This is a genomic window from Pseudomonas sp. ML2-2023-3 (assembly GCF_037055275.1).
In the GTDB taxonomy this organism is placed as follows: Bacteria; Pseudomonadota; Gammaproteobacteria; order Pseudomonadales; family Pseudomonadaceae; genus Aquipseudomonas.
In genome coordinates this window covers 4,328,254-4,354,199 of sequence record NZ_CP146343.1, presented here as the reverse complement: position 1 = coordinate 4,354,199, position 25,946 = coordinate 4,328,254, and the positions used below count along the sequence as shown (strand labels likewise).

Genomic DNA, 25,946 nt, shown 5'->3' with positions numbered 1-25,946 from the left:
GATCAGACGAGGTATCCATGACCGCTGCTGATGACTCAGAACTGCTCAAACGGCTGTTGAGTGGTGAGCAGCGGGCTTTTCGCGATCTGGTTAGCACCTATCAAAGCGCGATGCGTGCCGTGGCCTATGCGATCGTCGGCAATCGACATGCCGACGAGGTGGTACAAGACGCATGGCTGTCCGTAGTGCGCAATCTGTCCGGGTTTGAGGGCCGTTCCAGCCTGAAAACCTGGCTATTGACCATCACGGCCAATTCCGCAAAAAACCGCTACAAGCAAAATCGCCGTGAAGTGCTGCTCGACGATTTGCCTTCGCCTCACGGCACCATAGACGATGACCGGTTCAGCAGTGATGGCCACTGGTTGCTGGCCCCGTTTGCCTGGCACCAGGACACCCCCGAAGCCTTGCTCACGGAAGACGAGTTGCGCGAATGCCTTGAGCAAACTCTTCTCAGCCTGCCGCAGCTGCAGAGCAGTGTGCTGGTGTTGCGCGAGCGTCAGGGACTTGAACTTGAAGAGATCTGTAATATTCTCGAACTGTCGCTCTCTAATGTGCGGGTGCTGGTGCATCGAGCCCGACTAAAAGTCTTTGCGACTGTGGAACACTTCGAGGAAACCGGCGAATGTTGAGCTGCAAACAGCAAGTAGCGCGCTCAAGCGACTATCTGGATGGCCAGCTGAGCGTTCGTGAGCGGTTGCTGGTGCGCCATCATCTGATGTTTTGTCCTAACTGCCGACGTTTCATCAAGCAAATGCGTTTGATGAGCGCCACGTTGAAAAGACTTCCCGAACCGTTGCCCCCGGACCTTGAGCAAACGGTTGAGCGAATGATGCGCGAGCAATCGCGCTAAAGAAGAAGCATGGGCGAGGGTGTCGTCGGTGGATGTTATGGGGGGGCCGACGCCAGCCTCGCTCTGCTGTTCTGACACAAAACGCCGAACGGGTTCGGGGTTTTGTTGATGACGGGACGCTTTTAGAACTTGGCTTCCAGGTCCAGTTGCAAGGTGTTGGCCTTGGCATCTTTCTGGGTGGACGTTACGTAGTCAGCCTTGGTCAGGAAGTACGTCAGGCCAACACCAAAGTTCTTGTCGATTTCGTAACCCACTTTGAACTTGTGACCGCGTGAACCGGTAGTACCGTTGGCAAAGTCGGAGTCGGTGAAGGCGCCGACCACGGCGTTACGCTGAATGTCGCGGTAGTTGTAGTCCAGGCTGAAGGCATTGAGCTTGCTTTTGAAACCCACCAGCCAGGCGTCGTCCTGATCGCTGTCGGTGGCGGCGTTGTGTACGTACTGGCCGTAAAGGGACAGAGGCAGCGGCAGGTTGGCGATATCGACCTGGCCGAAGCCTTCGTACAGGCGGAACTCGCTGGTGCTGTTGCCGTTAACGGCCAGGGCGCAAGGGGTTGTCTTGGTCCCGGTGGTAGGGCAGGCACTGTCCTTGTCATTGTCGTAGCTGTAAACGCTACCGCCCAAGGTCACTTTCAGGCTGTCCGTGGGGGCGAATTTTGCACCCAGCTGACCTGCGTACAGACGCAAGTCATGACGGAATTGCACGCCGTCGCCGTCGACGTTGTCCTTGAGGGTGTAGTAACCGGCGCTACCGAACATCTCGACGCCGCTGTTCCCCAGGTTGTGCTTGTAAGTGGCCGCCAGGCCTTCGGGGTTGATATCGCTATCCCAAATCACATCACCCATGCTGACCCAGGGCTGAGCCATCTTGCCGGCGATCAGGTGCAGGTCCTTGACGGCAGTCGGGTGATAGTCGATGAACGCCATGTCCAGCCACAACTGCTTCTTGTCGAAGTAGTTATCCAGATCCTGGTTGGTGGAGCGCGCATCGTCGCCGCCGCCAGTGGCGATACGAATACCGGTGTTCACTTGCGGGTTGATTTCGGTGTAGGCACCCAGACGGGCACGAATGCGCTGACGATCCTTGTTCTTGCCATCGGACTCGCCATCAATCTTGATGTTTTCGTGACGAACCCGGACATCCCCCTTGAGTTCGGTTTTAGCTGCCCAGGCGACTTTTTGTTCGAAGGCGGTGAGGTCGGATTTTTTGACCTGATTGGCCGCAGCTTCTTGCTTGGCTTGATTCTCACTGGCGAGTTCAGTTTGCAGCTCGGAGTACTGAGCTGGCGAAATGGAACCGTTGGCTTTCAGCATTTCGAGCAGTCTGGCATCGACTGCTGCGCTGGCCGGAACGCTCATGGCCAGTACCAGGCCACCACACAGTCCAGCCGCAACCCGTGTAGAAACAAGACGCATTGTGAATCTCCCAGTGCAGAGGTGGCCTTGGCCACCTCAAGAAAAATCGGCCCTATACGGGCTCACGTTAACGAGGCTTGGGTGTGTCATGAGCGTGTTGGCAAACAAGTCACTCATAACCTCGTGATCTAAGAAGCGGCGCCAGTATCGCGGCTGGATATGACAGAAAAGTGGCAGTCTGATAGCAAGTCAGTGACACTCGCGGCGGACGCCAAACCTGCAGGAGCCGAGCTTGCCCGCGCAGGCATCACTGCGTGACATCAGCGCCCACCTCGGTTGCGGTGCTACCATCGCGGCTCACATGTCGCGCCCGGGGATTCTCAATGCCGTTACAACGACTGGACAGCCTGTCCGCCATCACCGCTCAGGAATGGGATGGGCTGGTGCCGGTGGAGCAGCCGTTCTTGCGGCACGCCTTTCTCAGCACGCTTGAAGACAGCGGCTGCCTGGGTCCGCATTCCGGCTGGCAGCCCGAGCACTTGCTGCACTACGAAAACGGGCAGTTGCAAGCAGCGTTACCCAGCTACCGCAAGTGGCACTCCTACGGCGAATATGTGTTCGATCACGAATGGGCGCAGGCCTGCGAGCGGGCGGGCATCGAGTACTACCCCAAGCTGTTGACGGCCATACCGTTCAGCCCGGTCAGTGGTCCTCGATTGTTGGCCGCCAGCGCCGAGGACGGGATGGAGTTGCTGGCGGCTTTGCCCGGTTATCTTGAGATTGAGGGGCTTTCGAGTGCCCATATCAATTTCACCGATACGCTGGCCGATACAGCCCTGGCGCAACAGCCCGGCTGGATGCAGCGGCTCGGTTGCCAGTTTCATTGGCAGAACCGCGAGTACCGCGATTTTCAGGACTTTCTTGATGCCCTGAGCTCCCGCAAGCGCAAGCAGATGCGCAAAGAGCGCGAGCAAGTGGCCGCTCAGGGGTTCGAGTTCGAATGGCTGGAGGGTCAACAGGTCAGTGAGGCGCAATGGGATTTTGTCTACGCCTGTTACGCCAATACCTACGCAGTACGGCGACAAACACCTTACCTGACGCGGGCGTTTTTCAGTCTGCTGGCCGAGCGTATGCCCGAATCCATTCGCGTTGTGCTGGCCAGGCAGGGCTCGACCCCGGTAGCGATGGCGTTCAGCCTGATCGGTGGTGACAGTTTGTATGGTCGTTACTGGGGGTGCCTGGCCGAGTTTGATCGCCTGCATTTCGAGACATGTTTCTACCAGGGTATGGATTACGCCATTGCTCAGGGTATCAAGCGTTTTGATGCCGGTGCCCAAGGCGAGCACAAGCTGATCCGCGGCTTTGAGCCGGTGATCACTCACTCATGGCATTACCTGCGTCATCAGGGGCTGAAATCGGCTGTCAGTGACTTTCTGCAGCGTGAGCGGGCAGGGGTGCTGGCGTATGCAGAAGAGGCGAGGTCGGCGCTGCCCTACCGGCAGGCCTGAACCTCGCCGCCTCAATGCTCAGCTGTCCTGTTTGCCCAGCCATCGATAGGTCAGTGCGCCAATCGCTGCGCCCACCAGTGGCGCCAGCCAGAACATCCACAGTTGTTGAAGCGCCCAGCCGCCCACGATCAAGGCCGGGCCTGTGCTGCGTGCCGGGTTGACCGAGGTGTTGGTGACCGGGATCGAGATCAGGTGGATCAGCGTCAGCGCCAACCCTATGGCGATCGGAGCGAAGCCTGCAGGGACTCGCGTGTCAGTGGCACCCATGATGATGAGGATGAACATGGCCGTCATCACCACTTCGCATACCAGTCCCGAGATCATCGAGTAGCCACCGGGAGAATGGTCGCCATAGCCATTGGCTGCCAGCCCGCTTGCAGCCAGATCAAACCCGGGTTTGCCGCTGGCAATGAAGTACAGCAGTGCGGCGGCGATGATGCCTCCCAGAACCTGGGCCACGATGTAAGCGGGTAGCTCTTTTGCAGGGAACCGGCCACCCACCCACAGCCCGAAGGATACGGCGGGGTTCAGATGACAGCCTGAAATATGCCCGATAGCGAATGCCATGGTCAGTACGGTAAGGCCAAAAGCCAGTGCGACCCCTAGCAGCCCGATACCCACGTTGGGGAAGGCTGCAGCGAGTACTGCGCTGCCACAGCCGCCAAGAACCAACCAGAAAGTGCCTACCAACTCAGTTGCCGAACGTTTGAGCAAGGTCATTTGAAGGTCCCGGATAGATAAATCTATCGAGCAATTGAAGCTGCGTCGCGTCCTGCGGTTAACTACAGAACTCTCCCGAATCCTGGTTTAAGTACAGCACTCGCCCGGGTTTTTTCCAGTGCCATAAAAAACGCCAGAGCCCTTTGAAACCGGGCGCTGGCGTGGTGTTTCACGGGCTTTACAGTTGCGTGTTTACGGTCTCAGTCGATGCCTACAAAACCACCCGTTTGATGTTGCCAAAGCCGTGAGTACAGACCTCCCCGTGCGAGCAGTTCACTGTGGGTTCCGGTTTGTGCGATATGGCCGTTTTCCAGCACCACCAGACGGTCCATGCGGGCGATGGTTGAAAGGCGGTGGGCGATGGCAATGACGGTTTTGCCCTGCATCAGGGTTTCGAGGCTTTCCTGGATCGCGGACTCGACTTCGGAGTCCAGTGCCGAGGTGGCTTCGTCCATGATCAGGATCGGTGCGTTCTTGAGCAGTACCCGTGCAATGGCAATCCGCTGGCGTTGACCGCCGGACAGCTTGACGCCGCGCTCGCCCACGTGGGCGTCAAAACCGGTGCGGCCCTGAGCGTCGGACAGAAGCGGGATAAACTCATCGGCCCGGGCTTTTCGCACGGCTGCCCACAGTTCTTCGTCGGTAGCGTCAGGTTTGCCGTACAGCAAGTTGTCACGAATCGAGCGGTGCAACAGCGAAGTGTCCTGGGTAATCATGCCGATCTGTTCGCGCAGGCTTTCCTGGGTTACTTCGGCGATGTTCTGATCGTCGATAAGGATGCGACCGCCTTGCAGGTCGTACAGGCGCAGCAAGAGGTTGACCAGGGTCGACTTGCCCGCGCCGGAAGGTCCGATCAGGCCGATTTTTTCGCCGGGTTTTATCACCAGGTTGAGGTCGCTGATGATGCCGCTGCGTTTGCCGTAATGGAAGTCGACGTGCTCAAAGCGCACTTCACCGCGGCTGACATTAAGGCGTGGTGCCTGTTCACGGTCAGTGACGGCAATGGGTTGTGCAATGGTTTGCAGACCGTCCTGCACCATGCCGATGTTTTCAAAAATACCGTTGACCACCCACATGATCCAGCCGGACATGTTGACGATGCGGATCACCAGGCCGGTGGCCAGGGCGATGGCACCGACGCTGATCAGCGACTGGCTCCACAGCCACAGCGCCAGGCCGCTTGTGCTGACGATCAACAAGCCGTTCATGGTGGTGATCGTGACGTCCATGCTGGTGACCACGCGGCTGGCCAGCCGGGTTTTTTCGGTTTGCTCGATAATGGCTTCGCGAGCGTACTGTTGCTCGAAATTGGTATGGGCAAACAGCTTCAGGGTGGTGATGTTGGTGTAGCCGTCGACGATACGCCCCATCAGTTTTGAGCGCGCATCGGAGGACACCACGGAGCGCTCTTTGACCCGGGGGACGAAGTAGTACAGGGCGCCGATGTAGCATGCGATCCAGATCAGCAGTGGAATCATCAGGCGCCAGTCGGCTTCGGCAAACAATACCAGTGAGCTGATGGCGTAGATCAGCACGTGCCACAGGGCGTCGACCGCCTGAACGGCTGAGTCACGCAGCGAGTTGCCGGTTTGCATGATGCGCTGGGCAATGCGGCCGGCAAAGTCGTTCTGGAAGAAGTTGAGGCTTTGCTTGAGCACATAGCTGTGGTTTTGCCAGCGGATCATGCTGGTCATGCTCGGGCTCAGGGTCTGGTGTACCAGCAGGTCATGCAGGCCGAAGAACACCGGGCGGATGATCAGTGCCACCACGGCCATCCAGATCAGTTCGCTGCTATGGACCTTGAAGAATTCGGTATTGGGCGTGCCCTGGGTCAGATCGATCAGCGTGCTCAGGTAGCTGAACAGCGAGACTTCGATCAGTGCCGCTATCAGCCCGATCACCAGCAAGGCGACAAACATGGGCCAGACCTGGCGCAGGTAGTAGAGATAAAACGCCCAGACAGTGCTGGGAGGGGCTGCGGTAGGGGCTTCGCGGAAGATATCGATCAGTTGTTCGAAACGGCGATAAAGCATGGGCACTGACGCCCGCAGCGCGGGCTCTCCTTTAGTTGACGTTACCCATCCCGTAGCAGTAACGCAGCCTCGTTCCTTCGGCAGCTGCTACGGGGCACAGGTCAAAGCTCCCTGCTGTGTGCAGCCTGTCAGTCGATACGCTTGGCCGACTTGATCAGCACCGGGTCGATCGGCACATTCTGCATGCCTTGTTTGGTGGTGGTTTGCGAGTTGACGATCTGATCAACCACATCCATGCCATTCACAACCTTGGCAAATACGGCGTACCCGGCGTCACGGCCCGGATCCAGGAACGCGTTGTCTGCCACGTTGATGAAGAACTGGCTGGTGGCAGAGTTCGGGTTGGAGGTGCGAGCCATCGACAGGGTGCCGCGCACGTTATGCAGGCCGTTGCTGGCTTCGTTCTTGATCGGGTCGCGGGTCGGCTTTTGCGCCATCTGCGAGGTGAAACCTCCGCCCTGCACCATAAAGCCCGGGATCACACGGTGAAAAATGGTGTTGTTGTAGAAGCCGCTGTCCACATACTTGAGAAAGTTGTCAGTGCTGATCGGAGCCTTGACCGGATCCAGTTCGATTTCGATCTTGCCGAAGCTGGTATCCAGAACGACATGAGGTGTCTTGGATGTATCGGCAGCCATCAGGTTGGCAGCAAACAGCATGGCGCCAGCGGCAAGTGCAATTTTTTTAAGCATGGTTCAGTGATCCTGGAAAGTGGGGTGACTGTTCAATGCCACGCAGGCAGTGGCGCCCTGTGGTTTGAACCAATGCCCGTGCTACATCCGGTAATGGCAGATGTTCACGGGCGGCGGGTGTTGGACAGGATATTCTCGAATCGGGTTCCTGCCCACTGATCTTCACGCTTGCTGCGGTGCTGCAAACGGCGCATCCAGCGGGGCCGTGTCAAAAGTTTGCAGCAGTTCAACCAGGATTTGTGTGGCAGGGCCCAGAGGCTTGTCCTTGTTGGCGTACAGGAAAAATACCGGGTGACGCTTGCCGCCCTGATTGAGCGGCAACGGTTTGAGCACACCTTCCTTGAGTTCGCGCTCGATCATGTGCCGCGGCAACCAGGCAAAGCCCAGCCCGCTGCCCACGAAGGCGGCCGCCGTGGCCAGGCTGCCGACGGTCCAGCGCTGTTCGGAGCCGAGCCAGCCCACGTCACGGGGCTGTTGGCGCCCGGAGTCACGAATCACGACTTGCAGCTGGCTTTCCAGATCCTGGAAATGCAGTTCCCGTTGCAGGCGATGCAGGGGGTGGTCGGGGTGAGCCACGGCAACAAATTCCACGGTGCTCAACTCGGTGCCCAAGTAACCGGGAATATTGAAGCTGCTGATGGCCAGGTCAGCCACGCCTTCGAGCAGGACTTCTTCGACGCCGGACAGCACCTCTTCGCGCAGGCGCACGCGGCAACCACGGCTTTGCGGCATGAAGGCGGTCAGGGCACGCACCAGCCGTGCATTGGGGTAGGCCGCGTCGACCACCAGGCGGACCTCGGCTTCCCAGCCTTGCTCCATGTGATGGGCGAGGTCTTCGAGCTGGCTGGCCTGCTTGACCAGTTGCCGGGAGCGGCGCAGCAGCACGCCGCCCGCCTCGGTGAGCACCGCCTTGCGTCCGTCGATCCGCAGCAGCGGCACGCCGAGTTGATCCTGCATGCGTGCCACGGTGTAGCTGACAGACGACTGCGAGCGATGGAGGACTTCGGCGGCTTGAGCAAAGCCGCCGTGATCGACCACCGCTTGCAGGGTGCGCCATTGATCAAGGGTCACGCGGGGCGCTTTCACGATGATTACCTCTGAATGGGAGTGCTGACAGGATACCGCTAAATAAACAGGTTTATAGATAGGTTGTAGCAAATAAATGCGCTTTTTAATCGAACCAATGCTCTCTATTCTCTGCGCCATCGCCTTACCGTATTTACAGATGGAGCTTATCCGCCATGTCCAACGTTCTGATCATTGAAAGCAGCGCACGCCAGCAGGACTCATTCTCCCGACAGTTGACCCGGCAGTTCGTCAGCCAGTGGCAAGCGGCACATCCAGCTGATCAAGTGACCGTTCGTGACCTGGCCCTGAACCCGGTGCCGCATCTTGATGCCAACCTGTTGGGTGGCTGGATGAAGCCCGAAGCACAACGCAGCGCTGACGAGCATGTTTCCCTGCAGCGCTCCAATGAGCTCACCGATGAGCTGCTGGCAGCGGATGTACTGGTGCTCGCGGCCCCGATGTACAACTTTGCGATTCCGAGCACTCTCAAGGCCTGGCTTGACCACGTATTGCGGGCTGGCGTGACGTTCAAGTACACCGAAACCGGTCCGCAAGGACTGCTGGTCGGCAAGAAAGCATACGTTTTAACTGCGCGCGGCGGGCTGTACGCGGGTAGCACCTCGGACCATCAGGAACCCTATTTGCGTCAGGTCATGGCCTTTATCGGAATTCACGATGTGACCTTTATCCATGCCGAAGGCATGAACCTGGGCGGTGACTTCCAGGAAAAAGGTTTAAACCAGGCCAAGGCCAGGCTGTCTGCAATCTCATAGGCTGTTAATCGACAGATAATCGCTGAATGGCTTAATCGCTTCATTGCTCCTTCAAGCATGCGGTTCGCGCATCGAACCTCCCTTTGCACTTTTTTGAGTGCTCGTACCCGATCAGCCATAGCGCCGGATCGGGTTTTTTTTGTCCGGGTTTTGCAGGGTGATGGTAAAGGTTGATGGAAAACCGCTAAGGTCGCGGACCTTCTGATGCGCTCGCGGGTGTTTTTGCCGGAGAGCCGTTTCGATTTCCTGGGCGAGAGATTCATGGGCTATCTGTTAATTGTCACCTTGATTCAAGCATTCTCCTTCAGCCTGATTGGCGAGTATCTGGCTGGACATGTCGACAGCTACTTTGCGGTGCTGGTGCGTGTGGTGCTGGCGGGGCTGGTATTCATCCCCCTGACGCGCTGGCGTCAGGTAGAGCCTGGCTTTATGCGTGGCATGCTGCTGATCGGTGCCCTGCAGTTCGGCATCACTTACGTCTGTCTGTACTTGAGTTTTCGGGTGCTTACAGTGCCGGAGGTGCTGTTGTTCACCATCCTCACTCCGCTGCATGTGACCCTGATCGAAGATGCCCTTAATCGCCGTTTCAACCCGTGGGCGCTGGTGGCGGCACTTGTAGCTGTAGCGGGGGCGGCGGTCATTCGCTTTGACAGCATCAGCCCGGACTTCTTTGGAGGCTTCCTGTTGCTGCAATTGGGCAATTTCACCTATGCCGCCGGGCAGGTGTTGTACAAGCGCCTGGTGGCGCGTTACCCGAGCGACGTGCCGCATTACCAGCGGTTTGGTTTCTTTTATCTGGGGGCTTTGGCAGTGGTGTTGCCGGCCTTCCTGCTATTTGGCAAGGCCAACTTCCTGCCTGAGGCTCCCTTGCAGTGGGGTGTTCTGGTATTTCTGGGGCTGATTTCTACGGCCCTGGGCCTGTACTGGTGGAACAAAGGCGCGTGCATGGTCAGGGTTGGCACGTTGGCTGTGATGAACATTTTGCATGTGCCGGTCGGCCTGTTGATCAGTTTGCTGATCTGGAACCAGCACGAGCCGCTGGGGCGACTGTTCATCGGCGGGCTGGTGATTGCATTTGCCGTGTGGATCAGCCGGCTAGACCGCAGGGCTGTGACGGTCTAAGGTCAACCACAGTCCATCTATCGCCTAAAGGGAGAGTCGGAATGACAGTCAGGGTGTTGATCTTGCCGGGCCTGTTCAATTCGGGAACAGAGCATTGGCAATCTCACTGGGAACAGCGCTACAGCGGGCTGCACCGGGTCAAGCAGGAGAACTGGGAAACCCCCGTTTGTACGGATTGGGTGCAGAACCTGCAGAAAAAGATCACCAAGAGCGAGCGTCCTGTGGTGCTGGTGGGCCACAGCCTTGCCTGCACGCTGATTGCCCGTTGGGCGCAGCAGCACCCCAAAGAGGCGCGGCGTGTGCGTGGGGCACTGCTGGTCGCGCCCAGCGATACCGAAGCCGACAGTTATCCGCCAGGCACAACGGGTTTCAGCCCGATGCCGCTCAATACCCTGCCTTTTGACGCAATTACCGTCGCCAGTACCAACGACCCCTATGTCACCCAGGAGCGGGCCAGCGCATTCAGCGATGCCTGGGGCAGCGAACTGGTATGGCTGGAAAATGCCGGGCACATCAATGGTGAGGGGGGCTATGGCAACTGGCCCCAAGGGATCGAGTTGTTGTTCAAGCTCACAGGCGATCCACAGTTCAAGCAAGCCTGAGCGCATTATGGGTGATGGAACTGTGGGAGCGGGCTTGCACGCGATGGCATCACCCGAATCGCGAGCAAGCCCGCTCCCACAGGGTTCAATCGTCTTTGGACAGCTCCAGCGGAGTATTCAGCTTGCTCAGCAATCCTTTGCGCAGGTCATTGCCGCTCGGTTGCTGATACATGCTGAGCCCGAATTCGGGCAGCACTGACAACAGGTAGTCGAAAATATCGCCCTGGATTTGCTCGTATTCGCTCCACACCGTGGTCCGGGTAAAGCAATACACCTCAAGGGGTACACCCTGTGGCGTGGCTTGCATCTGGCGGACCATGCAGGTCATGTTCGGCTGAATGTCGGTATGGCTTTTCAGGTAGGCCAGGGCATAGGCGCGGAAAGTGCCTATGTTGGTCATGCGCCGACGGTTGGCAGACATGGCTGCGACATTGCCCTGGGCTTCGTTCCAGCTTTTGAGCTCTGCTTTCTTGCGATGCAGGTAATCGCTCAACAGGCGTACCTGTTCCAGGCGCTGCTCCTGCTCATCGGTCAAAAAAGCAATGTCGGCGGCGTCAATATACAGGCTGCGCTTGATCCGGCGTCCGCCGGACTGCTGCATGCCACGCCAGTTTTTGAACGATTCGGACATCAAACGCCAGGTCGGAATCGAGACAATGGTTTTGTCGAAGTTCTGTACTTTGACGGTGTGCAGGGTGATGTCGATTACATCGCCATCGGCACCGACCTGCGGCATCTCGATCCAGTCGCCTACGCGCAGCAAATCATTGCTGGTCAACTGCACGCTGGCCACAAACGACAACAGCGTGTCCTTGTAGACCAGCAGAATGACAGCAGACATTGCGCCAAGGCCGGAGAGCAGCAGCATTGGCGAGCGGTCGATCAGGGTTGCGACAATGATGATTGCGGAGAACACATACAGCAGCATTTTAGTCAGCTGAATGTAGCCCTTGATCGGCCGGGTCTTTGCGTAATTGGTGCGCGAATAGATATCGAGCAAGGCATCCAGCAGTGAGCTGATCACACGCGTGAGCACAAAAATGGTTATGGCCAGCGCCAGGTTGCCAAGGAAGTGGCGACCGTTGTCGCTCATGTCCGGCACCAGGTTGCGTCCGAACTGCACCATCAGGGAGGGGGTCAATTGCGCCAGGCGATGGAACACCTTGTGTTCGCGTAAATCGTTGATCCAGTGCAGGGCCGGCTGACGGCCCAGGATTTTGGTCACGCGCAACACCAGGATGCGTGCAATGTGACCGGCCAGCAGGGCAATGCCCACCAGAACGATCAGACCCAGCATGGCACTGACCCAGGGATGTTGATCCAGGTTTGCCCAAAGGGTCCGGATTTGGGTCCAGAGTGGTTGAGTTTCCATAAGCTAAAACGATATCCCAGTAATAAATGGCCATGGGATTAGAGCACTTCAGAGCAATTTATGGGCTCAGGTTGGACTAAAGACCCTAAAAAACCATTTGTTTCATGCCGTTCGTGCAAAGTAACTCGGCCTTGGCGCTCGAAACCGTTACTCTATGCCGCTGATTTTTTGTATTTCTTCGAGGTAGCACCCGTGTTTTCCGATTTCGCCCTGCACGAACGCCTGCTTAAAGCTGTGGCCGAGCTTAAATTTGTCGAGCCTACGCCTGTGCAAGCAGCGGCCATCCCGCTCGCGCTCGAAGGGCGTGACCTGCGGGTTACAGCTCAAACCGGGAGTGGTAAAACTGCCGCTTTCGTACTGCCGATTCTGAATCGTCTGATTGGTCCAGCCAAAATCCGTGTAAGTATCAAAGCGTTGATTCTGCTGCCGACCCGCGAGCTGGCACAACAAACGCTCAAGGAAGTTGAGCGTTTTTCGCAGTTCACGTTCATCAAGTCCGGCCTGATCACCGGCGGTGAAGACTTCAAGGTCCAGGCCGCCATGCTGCGCAAGGTGCCGGATATCCTGATCGGCACCCCGGGTCGTTTGCTGGAGCAACTGAATGCCGGCAACCTCGACTTGAAAGAAGTTGAAGTGCTGGTACTCGACGAAGCCGACCGCATGCTCGACATGGGCTTCTCCGAAGACGTCCAGCGTCTGGTCGACGAGTGCCCTAATCGCCAGCAGACCATGCTGTTCTCGGCCACCACCGGTGGTTCGGGTCTGCGCGAGATGATCGGCAAGGTGTTGAACAATGCCGAGCACTTGCAGCTCAATCAGGTCAGCCAGCTGAACGCTACCACGCGTCAGCAAATCATCACCGCTGACCACAACCAGCACAAAGAGCAGATTGTTAACTGGCTGCTGGCAAACGAGACGTACCAAAAAGCGATCGTTTTCACCAATACCCGCGCTATGGCTGACCGTATCTACGGTCGTCTGGTGGCTCAGGACTACAAAGCGTTTGTCTTGCACGGTGAAAAAGACCAGAAGGACCGCAAGCTGGCCATCGACCGCCTGAAGCAGGGCGGCGTCAAGATTTTGGTAGCCACCGACGTGGCGGCCCGTGGCCTGGACGTTGAAGGCCTGGATCTGGTGATCAACTTCGATATGCCACGCAGCGGCGACGAATACGTGCACCGTATTGGTCGTACGGGTCGTGCGGGTAACGATGGCCTGGCCATCTCGTTGATCTGCCACGGCGACTGGAACCTGATGTCCAGCGTCGAGCGCTACCTGAAGCAGAGCTTCGAGCGCCGCACCATCAAGGAAGTCAAAGGCGTTTACGGCGGTCCGAAAAACGTCAAGGCCTCGGGCAAAGCTGTTGGTGTGAAGAAGAAAAAAACCGACGCCAAGGGTGTCAAGAAGAAGTCGGGCGCCAAGGCTCCGACCAAGCGCAAAATTGCCAACCGCCCGAAGACTGATGCACTGTCGCTGGTCAGCAAGGACGGCATGGCTCCGCTCAAGCGCCGCAAGCCAGAAGCACCGGCTGCTGAATAAAGCGCAGGTGTAACCTACAAAAAACCCGGCCTGTGCCGGGTTTTTTGTTGTCTGAAAAGGCTGTAGGCGTTGCTGTTTGTCAGGTAGATCGACGTCGTGGGAAAGCCCGCTCCCACAATAAATCAGGGCTCAGTAAAAAGTTCGCTCGGCCTTGAATGTCAGCAAGCCATCACACTGGGCGTTTTGCCCCGAATACGCTGAACAGTCTGTGCCGTCCAGGCTGGAGTCGCTGTAGATCAGATCCAGGTCGATGCCCATCCAGGGGCGGGAAAATTTTATCGACCAGTCATTGAAAGCGCTCACGCGGCCACCATCGGCAATGGATACGGGGGAGCCCAATTGGTGGGTGGTGTATTTCATGCTCACTCCGATACCGAAGGGCTGGTTGACCCCCAGGTCGGCAAACAGTGTGCTGTCGCGTCGGTCCGGGTCGTTGCTGAAAGCGGCGCCAAAGCGCGTACCCAGCACGGTCAGGCCGGCAAAAATCTGCTGACTGTCCAGTGAGTCGAGTTTAGGGTAGCTGTAGTGGATTACCCCCAGCTCGTAGCTCAGGGTTTGGTCGAAGGGGTGTTTGTAGCCCAGGTAGGAATCAACTTCCAGATTGCTGCCAGGCTTGATGCCCATGGTGGGTGCCCATTGGCCAGCGTACCAGCCACTGTCATGGGTCAGGTCCAGGCCGCCATGAAAGGTCGAGCCGGGGCTTGTAGGCTTGACCAGGCCCTGAGCCATGCTGCGGCTGGGCTGTGTGGCCAGTTTGAGGTCGAAGTTGCCCAGTTCGCGGGAAAAGACCTGTGCATCTACAATCGTGCTGGCCAGCAACGTGCCGGTCAGCAGTACCGCCCGTGTGAGCATAATCGGCTCCCTATATGGGCTCAAAGGCTTGATTCAGAGCCTTTGGAGCATACGCAGGAATATCGGCAATAAAGTGCCGTTCGTCGATTTATCGATTCGAATCAGGGATGTGGCGCAAGGGTGGGATAAATCGATAGTCCTAGCGCCTTGGAAGGCAAAGCGCAAGAGGACCAGATGACGCGAGGGGGGTATTACTTCTTGCCGAGCGTGATTTGCTTGGACGGGCCAAAAGTTTGGCCGCTGACGCCTTTGTTGATTTGCTGGATCTCGCCGCCGGATTTCAAGAATGCTTCGATTTGAGCATTGATGGAATCACTGGTTTCTACAGCGGGAGCTGGCTTTGCTTTGCTGGCAGATGCTTTAACGCGCATGGCGGCTATTGACCTTTAGAAAATAACTTGGCCAGCGATAGTACCAGAAATACTTGACAATTGCTTGTTAAATATCTTCGTAAAATAATAGAGGTGGTGTCGGTGAAGACATAAGCAAGTGTCTAATTGCCTGCTAACTCGCTGTTTTAATTCATAACAGTGGAGGGATTTTAAACATGTTCAGGTGCTGCCGGACGGGAGGGTGGCCTCCTGCAGGCTGACGAGTGGCAGCCTGACAGCGTTAGAAAATCCTGATAAATCAAACCTTTCACAGATTTTTTGAATACCGGGTCGCGGCGCTCCAATTTGCCCCCCTAAACTCGGGTAGAATGCCGCCTACGTAATGAGGGTATTGGACATGGCTTTAATCGGTCGCTACAACAGTTTGCAAGTGGTTAAACATACAAGTTTTGGTTTGTATCTCGATGGCGGGGCAGACGGCGAAATCCTGTTGCCGAATCGTTATATTCCCAAAGATATTCCCAGTGAAGATGAAGACTGGCTCAACGTATTTGTTTATTTGGACAGCGCTGACAAGTTAATTGCCACCACTGAAAAACCAAAAGTTCAGGTCGGTGAGTTCGCCAGTCTTAAAGTGGTTGAAGTTAACAGCATTGGTGTATTCCTCGATTGGGGGCTGCCAAAAGATTTGCTGCTGCCGTATTCCGAAGAAAAACGCCAGATGACCGCCGGCGAATATGTCGTGGTGCACGTCTACCTCGACAAGCACACACGCCGTATCACCGCGACTGCCCGTCTGGACCGTTATCTGGACAAAACCCCGGCCAACTATCAGGTAGGCCAGGAAGTTGATCTGTTGGTGGCCGAGGCCACGGACATGGGTTTCAAAGCCGTGATCAACAACAAGCACTGGGGTTTGATCCACAAAAATGAAATCTTCAAGTTCATGCGTGCGGGCAAGCAAGAGAAAGGTTTCATCAAGGAAATCCGCGCTGACGGCAAAATCAGCCTGAGCCTGCAACCGGTCGGCCAGGAAGCAGCCAGCAGCCTGAACTCAAAGATCCTCAGCAAGTTGCGCGACAATAACGGCGTGCTGGCAGTCAGCGACAAAAGTGCTCCTGAAGTGATCAGCAACCATTTTGGCGTCAGCAAGGGCAACTTCAAAAAAGCCATTGGCGCGCTGTACAAGGAAGGCAAGATTGCGATCCACCCGGACCGCATCGAATTGATCTGAACTGACGCAGGGAGGCTGGCGAGATGAGCAAGGCAGTGTGGGCGTATATCGGTGCGTTACTGGCTTTTCTGGTGCTCGACGGCCTGTGGCTCGGCGTGCTCATGAGCTCTACCTATAAAGAGCTGCTGGGCTCGTTGATGCTGGCGCAGCCCAAGTGGGGCCCGGCCATCGTGTTCTATCTGATGTACGTGCTGGGCGTGGTGTTCTTTGTCGTGCTGCCGGCCCTTGCCCGGGCCAGTGCGCGCAGAGCTGCATTGGCCGGCGCGTTCTTCGGGCTGGTCGCCTATGGCACTTACGACATGACCAACTGGGCTACGCTGCAAGGCTGGTCTGCCCAGTTGGCTTTGATGGACATGGCGTGGGGCGGGTTGTTGACCTGTCTTGCTTCATTGTCGGGTTACTGGACGGCCCGCAAGCTGGCGTCCTGACTCTATTTTCTTGCACGTTAAACACTGTGCTGTTCTGCATTTGTGCGGACGTGGCTTTTTTTCGGGTGGACTATGAGTGTTACGCGGCGTGCAACGGATGCATTCGCACTGCAGGTCATGCTGGGCTTATGCCTGATCTGGGGCGTGCAGCAGGTCATCATCAAAATTGCCGCACCCGACATCGCCCCCGTGATGCAAGCGGCCTTGCGCTCAGGTATTTCAGCGCTGCTGGTGGGCCTGTTGATCTGCTGGAAGGGTGGCTGGAGCCAGGTGCCCGCCACCTGGCGTGGCGGCTTGCTGGCCGGTAGCCTCTTCGGCCTTGAGTTCTTCTTCATTGCCGAAGGGCTGCAACTGACCAGTGCTGCGCATATGTCGGTATTCCTCTATACCGCGCCCATTTTTACCGCCCTCGGAATCAACTGGCTGTTGCCCAGCGAGCGTTTACGACCGTTGCAATGGCTGGGGATCATTCTCGCGTTTGCCGGGATAGCCTTTTCTTTTGCCGGGGGGATTTCGTTTGCCGACATGGACCGCAACATGCTGCTGGGCGATGTCTACGGGATTCTGGCAGGCATGGCCTGGGGGGCGACCACGGTGGTGGTGCGCGGCTCCCGGTTGTCGGAAGCGCCAGTCACCCTGACCCTGTTCTACCAGCTTGTCGTAGGTTTTTTCGGATTGTTGGTAATTGCAGCGGCCAGCGGCCAGATCACCCATGTCAGCCTGACCACCGTCGCGGTGGCCAGCGTGCTGTTTCAGGGTTTGGTTGTGTCGTTCTTCAGCTACCTGGTGTGGTTCTGGCTGCTCAAGCGCTATATGGCTTCCAATCTGGCGGTGTTCTCATTCATGACGCCCCTGTTTGGCGTGACCTTCGGTGTGCTGGTGCTTCACGAGCCCCTGAGCGTCAACTTTGTGGTGGGTGCGATTCTGGTGCTGTGCGGCATCACGTTTGTCAGCGCTGAGCAGTGGGTGCGCCGCAAAGTGCGCGCTCTGCTGGGGCACTGATCGACTTCCAGGCAAGCACGCCAGCAAGCAACAGCCCGCTGGCGGCAATGATCAGCGCCGGTTGCAGTCCACCGCTGAAATGGCTGCTGAGGGCTGCCAGCAATGGCCCGGACAGCTGGCCCACGGCAAAGCAGGCGGTCAACAGGGCTGCGTTTCGGGCGGTGGCGCGGGGCGCCAGATCCCGTGAGCGCTGCATGACCAGCGACATGCAGGCCAGAAACGGCGTGCCGCACAGGATCACACCCAGGGCCAGGCCTGCGCTGCTCGGTATCAGGCACGCAAGTACGCCAAAGGCCTGAACCCACAGCGCGCCCATCAGCCAATAACGGGTGGTGGCAGGGCGATGACGACGAAAACTGATCAGTACCACGCCAATCGCGGCGCATAGCCCGAAGGCAGGCCAGAACAGATCGGCTTGCCATTGGCCGTGAAACCGTGCGTTTGCCATCTGTGACAAAAACGTCGCAGGAATGATGTACCCCAGGCCATACAGCCCATAAATCGCCCCCAGTCGTGCGATTCCGGGTTGGCGGCTGTCAGGTGCTGAGGTGTGGGTTTGTGCGGCAGTCGAAGCCGGTTGTGGCAGGGCGGGCCAAATCACCAGCAGCATCAGCAGCGCCGCCACGGCATAGATCATCCAGAGGGTGGCCGAGTTTTGCCCGGTTACATTGGCTGCCAGTGCCAACAAGCCGGTAAGCATCACGCCAAGACCGGGCCCGGCAAACACCAGGGCGCCCAGGCGTGGCCGATTCTCAGTGAGAGCTATGTGCTGACTAAGCGCGGTAATCATGACCATCACCCAGGCACTGGCGATACCGGAACCAAACCGCAAGAGCAGGTGCGGCCAAAAACCGTAGGCCCAGTACGAAACCAGAGTCAGCAGGACGCACAGCCACAGGCCAGTGTGCAAACGGCCGCGCACCTGCTCCGGACGCCGGGCGCGCATGGCATCCAGTGCTCCGAGCAGATAGCCAAGGTAGTTGGCGGCAGCAATCAGCCCGGCGCCGGTCAGGTCGATCTGCCCTTCGCCAATCAAGTGAGGCAGTTGCGGGGTCAGGGAGAAGCGTCCAATGCCCATGGCCATCATGAGCGCGATAAAGCTGGCGAGTAAGCGGATCAGGGGCGACATGCTGCAGGTTCCTGGGTAAAGGCAATGACCGTCAGGCTAGTGCTGTTTGACTTTCCTTAAAAATGAATAATAGTGAGTGACTTATTCAGTTTTGGAGAATGGTGTGGAATTCAGCCAGCTACGGATTTTTCAGGCTGTGGCCCAGGAAGGATCGATCACTCGTGCGGCTGAGCGCCTGCATCGAGTGCCTTCAAATCTGTCGACTCGGCTCAAGCAGCTTGAGGAACAGATGGGCGTCGAGCTGTTCGTACGTGAGCGCCAGCGCCTGCAGTTGTCTCCTGCGGGGCAAGTGTTGCTGGACTACACGGCACGGCTATTTGCCCTTCACGATGAAGCCCTGAGCGCCGTTCAGGGGGGCGTGCCTTCGGGCAAGTTCACGCTGGGGACGATGTACAGCACGGCGGCGATCCACTTGCCGGGTCTGCTGGCGCACTATCACCGCACGTATCCGGCAGTGAGTTTGCACGTTCAGTCGGGCCCCAGCGGCGAGTTACTCGAAGGGCTGTTGACGGGGCGTCTGGATGCCGCGCTGGTGGATGGCCCGCTGGAGTTGGCCGGGCTGGACGGTGTGGAGTTCTGTGAAGAGAGCCTGGTGCTTATCAGCGATCTGGACCATCCACCGATTGGCCGTGCCCGGGACGTACAAGGCAGGGAAGTCTTTACCTTTCGTCAGGGCTGTTCATATCGCGCCCGGCTTGAAGCCTGGTACGCCAGCGACCGTGCCTCCTTGGGGCGGGTGATGGAGATCGAGTCCTATCAAGGGATGCTGGCGTGTGTGGCGGCGGGTTCAGGGGTGGCGCTGATGCCGGCGTCGATGCTGGCCAGCTTGCCGGGGCGAGAAAATGTCAGGATACATCCCTTGAAACAACCTTTTGCCAGCGCCACAACATGGTTGATGTGGCGAAAAGGCATGATGGGCGCCAACTTGAATGCGTGGATTGAGCTGCAGCAGACGGCGCCGTTGCCAAATGGGGCTGTGTCGCCGCAACTCAAGGTGCTGCCTTGAGTCAGATATGTAGGAAATTAGCCTAAAGTTCATTGACCTTAGGCAAGCATTGAGTAGGACTTAGGACTATTATCTGTGTGAAGCGACCACAGAATTCCCGTCGCCAGAGTGACCCCAAGGGGGATATATGAAAGACAAACTGCAAACTTGGCTTCATGACGTTGGTGTTGCGCTTGGCCTGATCGAGCCGCCACTGCAGCCTGTGCCGATTCCTGTCGATGACACGCGTCGCCGTCCACAACGTCGCCGCTAAGGCCTGATTGCACGTTAGGCCAGCGCGCTGGTCGTGTTTCTTTCGGTCCTTGATCGGCGAAAGGGTTGTGTGCTGCAAAAACAAAAGGGCAGTGTGAGCTGCCCCCTCCCTCCAGGGTTTTTCAGCCCATGGTGAAGCGCACGCTGTAATTGAGCGGCGCTTCGTCTGTTTTCTCCGTTACCCGCGCTTCACATTTCACATCGTCCATGCCTGTAGAGGTTGCGCTGGCTGACCGCGTAGCGCTCAGTGTCGGCTTGAATACGCCGAATGACTGGGTAACTCTCAGCGCCGTGGTAAAGGTGCATTCCCGATTGCCATTGGCATATGAAATGACTTCGCGCAGTGTTGCAGGGGTTTTTCGCGGGTACCCGAAGTTGGTCTGATAGTTCGCTTCAAAGGAATGCTCGCCATACGGGTCCACATCAAAGAAGCCGGGGGCGGCCAGTGAAAGCTCCCAGCTTGAACGGTTGAGCTTGAGTGCTCCCGAAGTGTTATTGACGACTTCGAATGTCAATGTGGTGACGTCGGCTTGAGCGTTGACGCCGGTTAGCGCCAGGGTGCAAGCCATGACAGCGGTGGCCAGAGAGTTGTTTGAGTGGGTCATGTGTTAAGTCCATTTAGTGAGTTGCACGTTGCTTGAAGGTGTGCGGCGACATCCCATGTGGCCGCTTTTCAAGCGTAGTTGGACTCATTGATGGGCTGGCAGAGATAAGGCGATGTATGGGCGGGGTATTGGTATTCGGGGGTGTATGAAAGAGGAAAACGGGTACGACCTGTCACGTCGTACCCGTCGAACAAAGGGTTTATCAGGCGGCGCTCACCACCGAAGCAGGGCGTCGATCCATCAGGCTAACCACAACAAAGCTGATCAGCGCCACGCCCAGGCTGTAATAAATGGGCGTGTTGGCTTCCAGGCCATCCTTGAGCATGAACCCCAGTGCCGTGACAAACCCCAGGCTCATGCTGGTGATGGCGCCCGCAGTGGTGGCCCGCTTCCAGAAAATCGCCCCGATCAATGGCACCAGCATGCCGCCGACCAGCAGGTTGTAAGCCAGGGTGAGGGCGCTGATGACATCAGAGACCACCAGGGCGATGCCCAGTACGGCAAAGCCTGTCAGCAAGGTAAACAAGCGGTTGATATTGAGGCTCGATTGCTTGCCGCCACGCAGCCTTGGCAGCAGATCCTCGGTCAGCACTGTGGAGGCTGCCAGCAAGCCAGCGCTGGCGGTCGACATCATGGCCGCCAGGGCCGCAGCGATCACCAGGCCGCGAATACCGTCTGGCAGCGAGACTTTCACGATGGCGGCGAAAGCGTTGTTGACGTTGTCCAGGTCCGGTAGCAGCACGTGTGCGGCCATGCCGATCAGCGCGCACGTCAGGCCGTAGAGGATGCAATACAGGCCTGCGAATGTCCCTGCGTACTTCGCCACCCGGGCCGTTTTGGCGGTAAACACACGCTGCCAGATGTCCTGGCCGATCAGGATGCCGAAGAAGTAGATCATGAAGTAAGTGATGATCGTGTCCCAGCCGATGCTGGTGAAGCTGAAGTTCGATGCGGGCAGCTTGCTGACCAGTTCGTCCCAGCCGCCGACGCGGTACAGGCAGATCGGCAGCAGCACGAACATCAGGCCGATGGTCTTGATCGCAAATTGCACGATATCTGTCAGGGTCAGCGACCACATGCCGCCAATGGTCGAGTAAATCACCACCACGCCGCCGCCCAGCAGTACGGAAATCCAGAAAGGAAGATCGAACAGGACTTCCAGTACGGTGCCAATGGCCAGAATCGAGGTCACGCCAATCATCAGCGCGTAGGCCAGCATGATCACCGCGCTGGCCTGGCGGGCCATCGGGTTGTAGCGCTTTTCCAGTACCTGGGTCACGGTGAATATTTTCAGCTTGAGCAACGGCTTGGCCAGGAACAGGTTCAGCGCGATGATCCCGCAACCCAGTGCGGCACACAGCCAGAAGCCTGAAATTCCGTGCACATAACCCAGGCGCACGGTGCCGACGGTGGAAGCCCCGCCCAGTACTGTCGCGGCCATGGTGCCCATGTAGAGCGTAGGGCCCAGGTTGCGGCCTGCGACCAGATAGTCTTCGTGGGTCTTGGCCTTGCGCATGCCGTAGTAACCCAGCACCAGCATTGCCGCAGCGTAGATAAGGACGACCAGTAGATCTAAAGCCATGATGGCGAATCTCCGATTATTTTTTTTATGGATGCAGCAGGCACGGTGGCTTGGTGCCGTAAAGCGCAAGGCTTGATGGCACCGCAAGGATGTCCTTATCGATGTACAACGCCGGGCAGCACGCAGAGCATTTCGTACAGCAGGTTGGCGCCCAGTAATGAGGTGTTGCCGGTGGTGTCGTAGGGCGGCGAGACTTCTACCAGGTCGCAGCCGACCAGGTCGAGGCCTTGGCAGCCGCGGATGATTTCAATCGCCTGAATGGTGGTCAGGCCGCCGATTTCCGGAGTGCCGGTGCCGGGAGCCCAGGCCGGGTCGATGCCGTCGATATCAAAGCTGAGGTAGACCGGGCCATTACCGACTTTTTCGCGCACCTGTGCCATCAGGGGCTCCAGGGACTTGTGCCAGCACTCTTCGGCCTGCACGACGCGAAAGCCCTGGTTGCGGCTCCAGTTGAAGTCTTCGGCGGTATAGCCCTGGGCGCGCAGGCCGATCTGAACCACGCGGTCACAGTCCAGCAGGCCTTCTTCAACGGCGCGGCGGAAGGTCGTGCCGTGGGCGATTTTCTCGCCGAACATATGGTCGTTCACATCGGCGTGGGCATCGATATGCACCAGCCCGACCTTGCCGTGTTTTTTGTGCATCGCCCGCAAAATCGGCAGGGTAATGGTGTGGTCGCCACCCAGGGTCAGGGGGATGACATCGTGCTCAAGGATTTCGTCGTAGGACGCTTCGATGATGCGCACCGCATCCAGCAGATTGAAGGTGTTGATCGCCACATCACCAATATCGGCCACGGACAGCGAGTCGAACGGCGCGGCGCCGGTGGCCATGTTGTAAGGGCGGATCATCACCGATTCGGCGCGGATTTCCCGAGGACCGAAACGGGTGCCGGGGCGCAGCGAGGTGCCGATATCCAGGGGCACGCCGACAAAGGCCGCGTCCAGGCCCTTGGCCGATGGCAGGTGGGGCAGGCGCAGCATGGTGGCGATGCCGGCGAAGCGCGGCATTTCATTGCCGCCCAGTGGTTGATGAAGAATTTTGTCCACGGGTAAGGCCTCGTCGTTTGTTGTGGTTATGGCGTTCGATTCTGCGAAAGGCGCGAGGCGGGAAGAATCGCTGTGGGCAAATACTTAGTTCAGGTTTTTCTAAACTAATGGCGGTAGACTCTGGCTCTCAACGTCGCCTGTATGGCGAGCAAGCCCGCTCCCAACGTGGCAAGTGAGTGATTGATGGCCAGCGCGTTACCCGATCTGAAACTATTGCGAATATTTGCCAGCGTGGTCAGGCACCAGGGGTTTGCCAATGCGCAACAGGCGCTAAACCTCTCGACCTCGGCCATCAGCACCTATATGAGCCAGCTCGAAGCCAGTCTGGGCCTTGTGCTGTGCCATCGCGGGCGCGGCGGGTTCAGCCTTACCAGCAAGGGCGAGCTGTTTCACCAGGAAACTCTGCGCCTGTTGGGTGAGCTGGAAGGTTTTGAACAGTACGCCGCAGCACTCAAGGGTGAGTTGCGCGGCACTTTGAACCTGGGGGTTATCGACTCCACGGTCAGCGACAAGGCCTTGCCCTTTGCCGAGGCCATTGGCGCCTATAGCCAGGAGCACCCGGCGGTGCATCTGCATTTGTCGGTGATGAGCCCCTACGAATTGCAGCTTGGCGTGCAAGATAACCGCCTTGATCTGGCCATCGGTGCGTTTTCGACGCGCATGAGCGGGCTGGTCTACCAGCCCCTTTATCGTGAGCAGCACTGGTTGTACTGCAGCACACGGCACCCCCTGTTCAGCGAGCGGCGCATTCCCGAGCCGGTGATTACTCAGCAGAGGATGGTGGGGCGCGGCTATTGGAGTCAGGCCGAACTGGCGCGTCACGGCTTCAAGCACAGCGCGGCGACGGTCGACAGCATGGAAGCACAGCTGATCCTGGTGCTTTCGGGGGCTTACATTGGTTATTTGCCCGAGCACTACGCAGAGCCCTGGGTGGAGAAGGGCGACTTGCGGGTGCTGCTCCCCGCGACCTTTGGCTATCAGGCGCCGTTTTCGATGATCGTGCGCCGTGGTCGCAGCCGAGAGCCGCTGATTCAAACCTTCCGCGACCTGCTCAAAGCACAGCTTAATCAACCTTGAACGAGAGCTTTATTCCCATGTCACGCGCCCAATGCCCTCGCTGCTTGCGCCCGCAGTCGCACTGTTTGTGCGACTTGATTCCACACCTCGACAGTCGCACCCGTGTGTTGCTTTTACAGCATCCGAGCGAGGTCAATCATGCGCTGAACACTGCACGGCTGGCGGCGCTGGGTTTGATCAATGCCGAGTTGCTGGTGGGCGAAGTGTTTGAGGATCTGGACAGGTTGCTCAACCCGCCGGGGTATCAGGCGCGGTTGTTGTTCCCGGGGGATGATGCACAGTTGCTCCAGGCGAGCACTGCGCCAGGCGAAAGCCTGCCATTACTGCTGGTAGTGCCGGACGGAACGTGGCGCAAGGCCCGCAAGTTGTTGCACCTCAACCCTCTGTTGGCACAGTTGCCACGGGTCACGCTGCCCGAAGGTGCGGTGTCGCGCTACCGACTGCGCAAAGCGCCGGGGCCGGGCGCCTTGTCGACCCTGGAAGCCATCGTGCAGGCGCTGGAAATCCTGGAGCCGCCCACGTCGTTTGTGTCGTTGCTGCGCCCGTTCGAGGCGTTGATCGAAGGGCAGATCGAAGCAATGGGCGCTGAAACCTATCTGAAAAATCACGGGGACAAGTCGTAACGTGTGGGAGCGGGCTTGCTCGCGATGCAGGCGGCGGGGTATGTCAGGGGGGCAGGGTTGATGCGATCGCGAGCAAGCCCGCTCCCACAAAGGTTTCAGGGTTTTTCGAGGGTTTTTTGACGCAGGATGTAAATGCTCACCAGCACCGCGCTGGTCAGCATGAACCCCCGTGCCCAGGGTAAAGGCACCAGATAACACGACACGCCGATACTCAACCACATCAGGCCGATGGCGTAGACCTTGCCTTTGAGCGGGATGCCGTTGCCATCAAGGTAGTCGCGGATCCACGGCCCGAGTCGAGGGTGTTCGACCAGCCAGTGATAAAAGCGCGGCGAGCTGCGGGCAAAGCACGCGGCAGCCAGTAGCAGAAAGGGCGTTGTGGGCAGGACAGGGAGGAAGATGCCGATCACTCCCAATGCCACGCTCAGCCAGCCGATGGCAAACAGAACGTGGCGCAGCAACCGCGAACGGTTGCCGAAATCGGGAGGTGTCACTGAATCAGTGGTGACGTGGCTTGAGGATCGCAGGCTTTTCGTCCGGCGCCTGGCACAGCAGGTACAGGGCAGTCAGCGCTTCCGGGATCTGGACGATCATGTCGTCCATCAGGTTGGCATCCTTGGCGATGTCTTCGAACTCAGGCTGATCATCGAACAGGCCCGAACCCACCATGATTGGCAGCAGCATTTCGCTGACTTCTTCTTCAGCGGTTTCGAACCAGGCAGCTTCGCGCATGAATACGCCCTCCATGAAGCCTACACACCAGCCGCGCAGGTCGGAATCATCCGGCTCGTCGCCCAGGTCCAGGTCGCATGGCAGTTCGAACTCTTCATCGGACGCCAGTTGGCGGGCGATGTGAGCCTTGAGCTGGATCAGCGTGCCTTCGATTTCGGCGCGCTGGGCGTCGTCTTTGTAATGCGGGGCTTCGGAGAAGATTGCGTCGATCCACTCACGCTCAGGAACTTCTTCGGAGCAAATGGACAGGGCAGTCAGATAGCCGTGGGTGGCCACGTAGTCCAGCGCCTCGTCATGCAGCTCGTCGGCGTCGAGGAAGGCTTGCAGGCGGGTTAGTTGCTCAGCGAAGGACATTAAGTGCTACCTAGTAAATAAACGATAGTGAATTCTAGGCTTTCTTGAGCTTCCAAGC

28 protein-coding genes are annotated in these 25,946 nt (G+C 57.9%); 14 read left to right on the top strand and 14 right to left on the bottom strand.

The window, feature by feature from the left end:
* The first annotated feature begins 17 nt into the window (after positions 1-17).
* Together V6P94_RS20105 and V6P94_RS20100 are read left to right on the top strand one after the other, a co-directional pair.
* Complete coding sequence (locus V6P94_RS20105) at positions 18-629, top strand: RNA polymerase sigma factor (RefSeq protein WP_326397609.1); 612 nt, start codon at positions 18-20, stop codon at positions 627-629.
* On the top strand, positions 623-850 hold the full coding sequence (locus tag V6P94_RS20100) for an anti-sigma factor (RefSeq protein ID WP_133078982.1): 228 nt from the start codon (positions 623-625) through the stop codon (positions 848-850). The genes V6P94_RS20105 and V6P94_RS20100 overlap by 7 nt, the downstream gene beginning before the upstream one ends.
* A gap of 122 nt (positions 851-972) precedes the next feature.
* Here V6P94_RS20100 and V6P94_RS20095 read toward each other — a convergent pair whose 3' ends face one another.
* Positions 973-2,265, bottom strand: a complete 1,293-nt coding sequence (locus V6P94_RS20095; protein WP_219262936.1) for a putative porin — start codon at positions 2,263-2,265, stop codon at positions 973-975.
* Between the two features lie 323 nt (positions 2,266-2,588).
* Here V6P94_RS20095 and V6P94_RS20090 point away from each other — a divergent pair, with 323 nt between their 5' ends.
* Positions 2,589-3,713 (top strand): GNAT family N-acetyltransferase, encoded by a 1,125-nt coding sequence (locus V6P94_RS20090; protein WP_133078983.1) that lies wholly within the window; start codon positions 2,589-2,591, stop codon positions 3,711-3,713.
* Positions 3,714-3,731: 18 nt separating this feature from the next.
* Here V6P94_RS20090 and aqpZ read toward each other — a convergent pair whose 3' ends face one another.
* The 4 genes from aqpZ to V6P94_RS20070 form a co-directional block, all read right to left on the bottom strand.
* A complete protein-coding gene (gene aqpZ, locus V6P94_RS20085) occupies positions 3,732-4,433 on the bottom strand; it encodes an aquaporin Z (RefSeq protein ID WP_133078984.1) in 702 nt (233 codons plus the stop codon).
* Positions 4,434-4,633: 200 nt separating this feature from the next.
* The gene (locus tag V6P94_RS20080) at positions 4,634-6,466 is read right to left on the bottom strand and encodes an ABC transporter ATP-binding protein (protein WP_219262938.1); all 1,833 of its coding nucleotides are present in this window, start codon (positions 6,464-6,466) and stop codon (positions 4,634-4,636) included.
* A gap of 128 nt (positions 6,467-6,594) precedes the next feature.
* Positions 6,595-7,158, bottom strand: coding sequence for a peptidylprolyl isomerase (locus tag V6P94_RS20075; RefSeq protein WP_338648462.1), 564 nt, complete (start codon positions 7,156-7,158; stop codon positions 6,595-6,597).
* A 162-nt stretch (positions 7,159-7,320) separates the two neighbouring features.
* On the bottom strand, positions 7,321-8,244 hold the full coding sequence (locus tag V6P94_RS20070) for a LysR family transcriptional regulator (RefSeq protein WP_133078986.1): 924 nt from the start codon (positions 8,242-8,244) through the stop codon (positions 7,321-7,323).
* Positions 8,245-8,399: 155 nt separating this feature from the next.
* Between V6P94_RS20070 and V6P94_RS20065 the strand changes: the two genes are divergently transcribed.
* The 3 genes from V6P94_RS20065 (at position 8,400) to V6P94_RS20055 (ending at position 10,723) form a co-directional block, all read left to right on the top strand.
* On the top strand, positions 8,400-8,999 hold the full coding sequence (locus tag V6P94_RS20065; RefSeq protein ID WP_133078987.1) for an FMN-dependent NADH-azoreductase: 600 nt from the start codon (positions 8,400-8,402) through the stop codon (positions 8,997-8,999).
* Between the two features lie 261 nt (positions 9,000-9,260).
* Positions 9,261-10,121 carry a carboxylate/amino acid/amine transporter gene (locus V6P94_RS20060; RefSeq protein ID WP_219262939.1) on the top strand — a complete coding sequence of 287 codons (861 nt, stop codon included), beginning with the start codon at positions 9,261-9,263 and terminating at the stop codon, positions 10,119-10,121.
* Positions 10,122-10,162: 41 nt separating this feature from the next.
* On the top strand, positions 10,163-10,723 hold the full coding sequence (locus tag V6P94_RS20055; protein WP_133078988.1) for an alpha/beta hydrolase: 561 nt from the start codon (positions 10,163-10,165) through the stop codon (positions 10,721-10,723).
* Between the two features lie 85 nt (positions 10,724-10,808).
* Here V6P94_RS20055 and V6P94_RS20050 read toward each other — a convergent pair whose 3' ends face one another.
* Positions 10,809-12,095, bottom strand: coding sequence for a mechanosensitive ion channel family protein (locus V6P94_RS20050; protein ID WP_338648457.1), 1,287 nt, complete (start codon positions 12,093-12,095; stop codon positions 10,809-10,811).
* A 192-nt stretch (positions 12,096-12,287) separates the two neighbouring features.
* Between V6P94_RS20050 and V6P94_RS20045 the strand changes: the two genes are divergently transcribed.
* Positions 12,288-13,634 carry a DEAD/DEAH box helicase gene (locus tag V6P94_RS20045; protein WP_133078990.1) on the top strand — a complete coding sequence of 449 codons (1,347 nt, stop codon included), beginning with the start codon at positions 12,288-12,290 and terminating at the stop codon, positions 13,632-13,634.
* Between the two features lie 129 nt (positions 13,635-13,763).
* On the opposite strand, the gene V6P94_RS20040 is transcribed toward V6P94_RS20045, so the two are convergent.
* Positions 13,764-14,486, bottom strand: coding sequence for a TorF family putative porin (locus V6P94_RS20040; RefSeq protein WP_219262940.1), 723 nt, complete (start codon positions 14,484-14,486; stop codon positions 13,764-13,766).
* A gap of 191 nt (positions 14,487-14,677) precedes the next feature.
* Complete coding sequence (locus tag V6P94_RS20035) at positions 14,678-14,857, bottom strand: hypothetical protein (protein ID WP_003441690.1); 180 nt, start codon at positions 14,855-14,857, stop codon at positions 14,678-14,680.
* A 358-nt stretch (positions 14,858-15,215) separates the two neighbouring features.
* On the opposite strand from V6P94_RS20035, the gene V6P94_RS20030 reads away from it, so the two are divergent.
* The 3 genes from V6P94_RS20030 to V6P94_RS20020 all read left to right on the top strand — a co-directional run bounded on the left by V6P94_RS20030 (position 15,216) and on the right by V6P94_RS20020 (position 17,482).
* Entirely contained in the window at positions 15,216-16,052 is an 837-nt protein-coding gene (locus V6P94_RS20030) for a S1 RNA-binding domain-containing protein (RefSeq protein ID WP_219262941.1), read from the top strand.
* 23 nt (positions 16,053-16,075) lie between these two features.
* On the top strand, positions 16,076-16,480 hold the full coding sequence (locus V6P94_RS20025; RefSeq protein ID WP_133078993.1) for a DUF2177 family protein: 405 nt from the start codon (positions 16,076-16,078) through the stop codon (positions 16,478-16,480).
* Between the two features lie 72 nt (positions 16,481-16,552).
* A complete protein-coding gene (locus V6P94_RS20020; RefSeq protein WP_133078994.1) occupies positions 16,553-17,482 on the top strand; it encodes a DMT family transporter in 930 nt (309 codons plus the stop codon).
* On the opposite strand, the gene V6P94_RS20015 is transcribed toward V6P94_RS20020, so the two are convergent.
* Complete coding sequence (locus V6P94_RS20015; protein WP_338648450.1) at positions 17,430-18,611, bottom strand: MFS transporter; 1,182 nt, start codon at positions 18,609-18,611, stop codon at positions 17,430-17,432. The two genes, V6P94_RS20020 and V6P94_RS20015, sit on opposite strands and share 53 nt — an antisense overlap.
* A gap of 103 nt (positions 18,612-18,714) precedes the next feature.
* On the opposite strand from V6P94_RS20015, the gene V6P94_RS20010 reads away from it, so the two are divergent.
* Both V6P94_RS20010 and V6P94_RS20005 read left to right on the top strand, forming a co-directional pair.
* The gene (locus V6P94_RS20010) at positions 18,715-19,617 is read left to right on the top strand and encodes a putrescine utilization regulator PtrR (RefSeq protein WP_133078996.1); all 903 of its coding nucleotides are present in this window, start codon (positions 18,715-18,717) and stop codon (positions 19,615-19,617) included.
* Positions 19,618-19,744: 127 nt separating this feature from the next.
* Positions 19,745-19,870, top strand: coding sequence for a PA1414 family protein (locus V6P94_RS20005; protein ID WP_019828748.1), 126 nt, complete (start codon positions 19,745-19,747; stop codon positions 19,868-19,870).
* 121 nt (positions 19,871-19,991) lie between these two features.
* Here the strand turns inward: V6P94_RS20005 and V6P94_RS20000 are convergent, their stop codons facing one another.
* The 3 genes from V6P94_RS20000 to speB all read right to left on the bottom strand — a co-directional run bounded on the left by V6P94_RS20000 (position 19,992) and on the right by speB (position 23,102).
* The gene (locus V6P94_RS20000) at positions 19,992-20,474 is read right to left on the bottom strand and encodes a hypothetical protein (protein WP_326427203.1); all 483 of its coding nucleotides are present in this window, start codon (positions 20,472-20,474) and stop codon (positions 19,992-19,994) included.
* Positions 20,475-20,676: 202 nt separating this feature from the next.
* The gene (locus tag V6P94_RS19995; protein ID WP_219262948.1) at positions 20,677-22,056 is read right to left on the bottom strand and encodes a sodium:solute symporter; all 1,380 of its coding nucleotides are present in this window, start codon (positions 22,054-22,056) and stop codon (positions 20,677-20,679) included.
* A 95-nt stretch (positions 22,057-22,151) separates the two neighbouring features.
* Positions 22,152-23,102 carry an agmatinase gene (speB, locus tag V6P94_RS19990; protein ID WP_219262950.1) on the bottom strand — a complete coding sequence of 317 codons (951 nt, stop codon included), beginning with the start codon at positions 23,100-23,102 and terminating at the stop codon, positions 22,152-22,154.
* 183 nt (positions 23,103-23,285) lie between these two features.
* On the opposite strand from speB, the gene V6P94_RS19985 reads away from it, so the two are divergent.
* The gene (locus V6P94_RS19985; protein ID WP_219262951.1) at positions 23,286-24,179 is read left to right on the top strand and encodes a LysR family transcriptional regulator; all 894 of its coding nucleotides are present in this window, start codon (positions 23,286-23,288) and stop codon (positions 24,177-24,179) included.
* 17 nt (positions 24,180-24,196) lie between these two features.
* Positions 24,197-24,802, top strand: coding sequence for a DTW domain-containing protein (locus V6P94_RS19980; protein WP_326397616.1), 606 nt, complete (start codon positions 24,197-24,199; stop codon positions 24,800-24,802).
* Positions 24,803-24,897: 95 nt separating this feature from the next.
* Here V6P94_RS19980 and V6P94_RS19975 read toward each other — a convergent pair whose 3' ends face one another.
* Positions 24,898-25,296 (bottom strand): YbaN family protein, encoded by a 399-nt coding sequence (locus V6P94_RS19975; protein ID WP_219262953.1) that lies wholly within the window; start codon positions 25,294-25,296, stop codon positions 24,898-24,900.
* 4 nt (positions 25,297-25,300) lie between these two features.
* Positions 25,301-25,888, bottom strand: coding sequence for a YecA family protein (locus V6P94_RS19970; RefSeq protein ID WP_095002653.1), 588 nt, complete (start codon positions 25,886-25,888; stop codon positions 25,301-25,303).
* Positions 25,889-25,946: the final 58 nt, after the last annotated feature.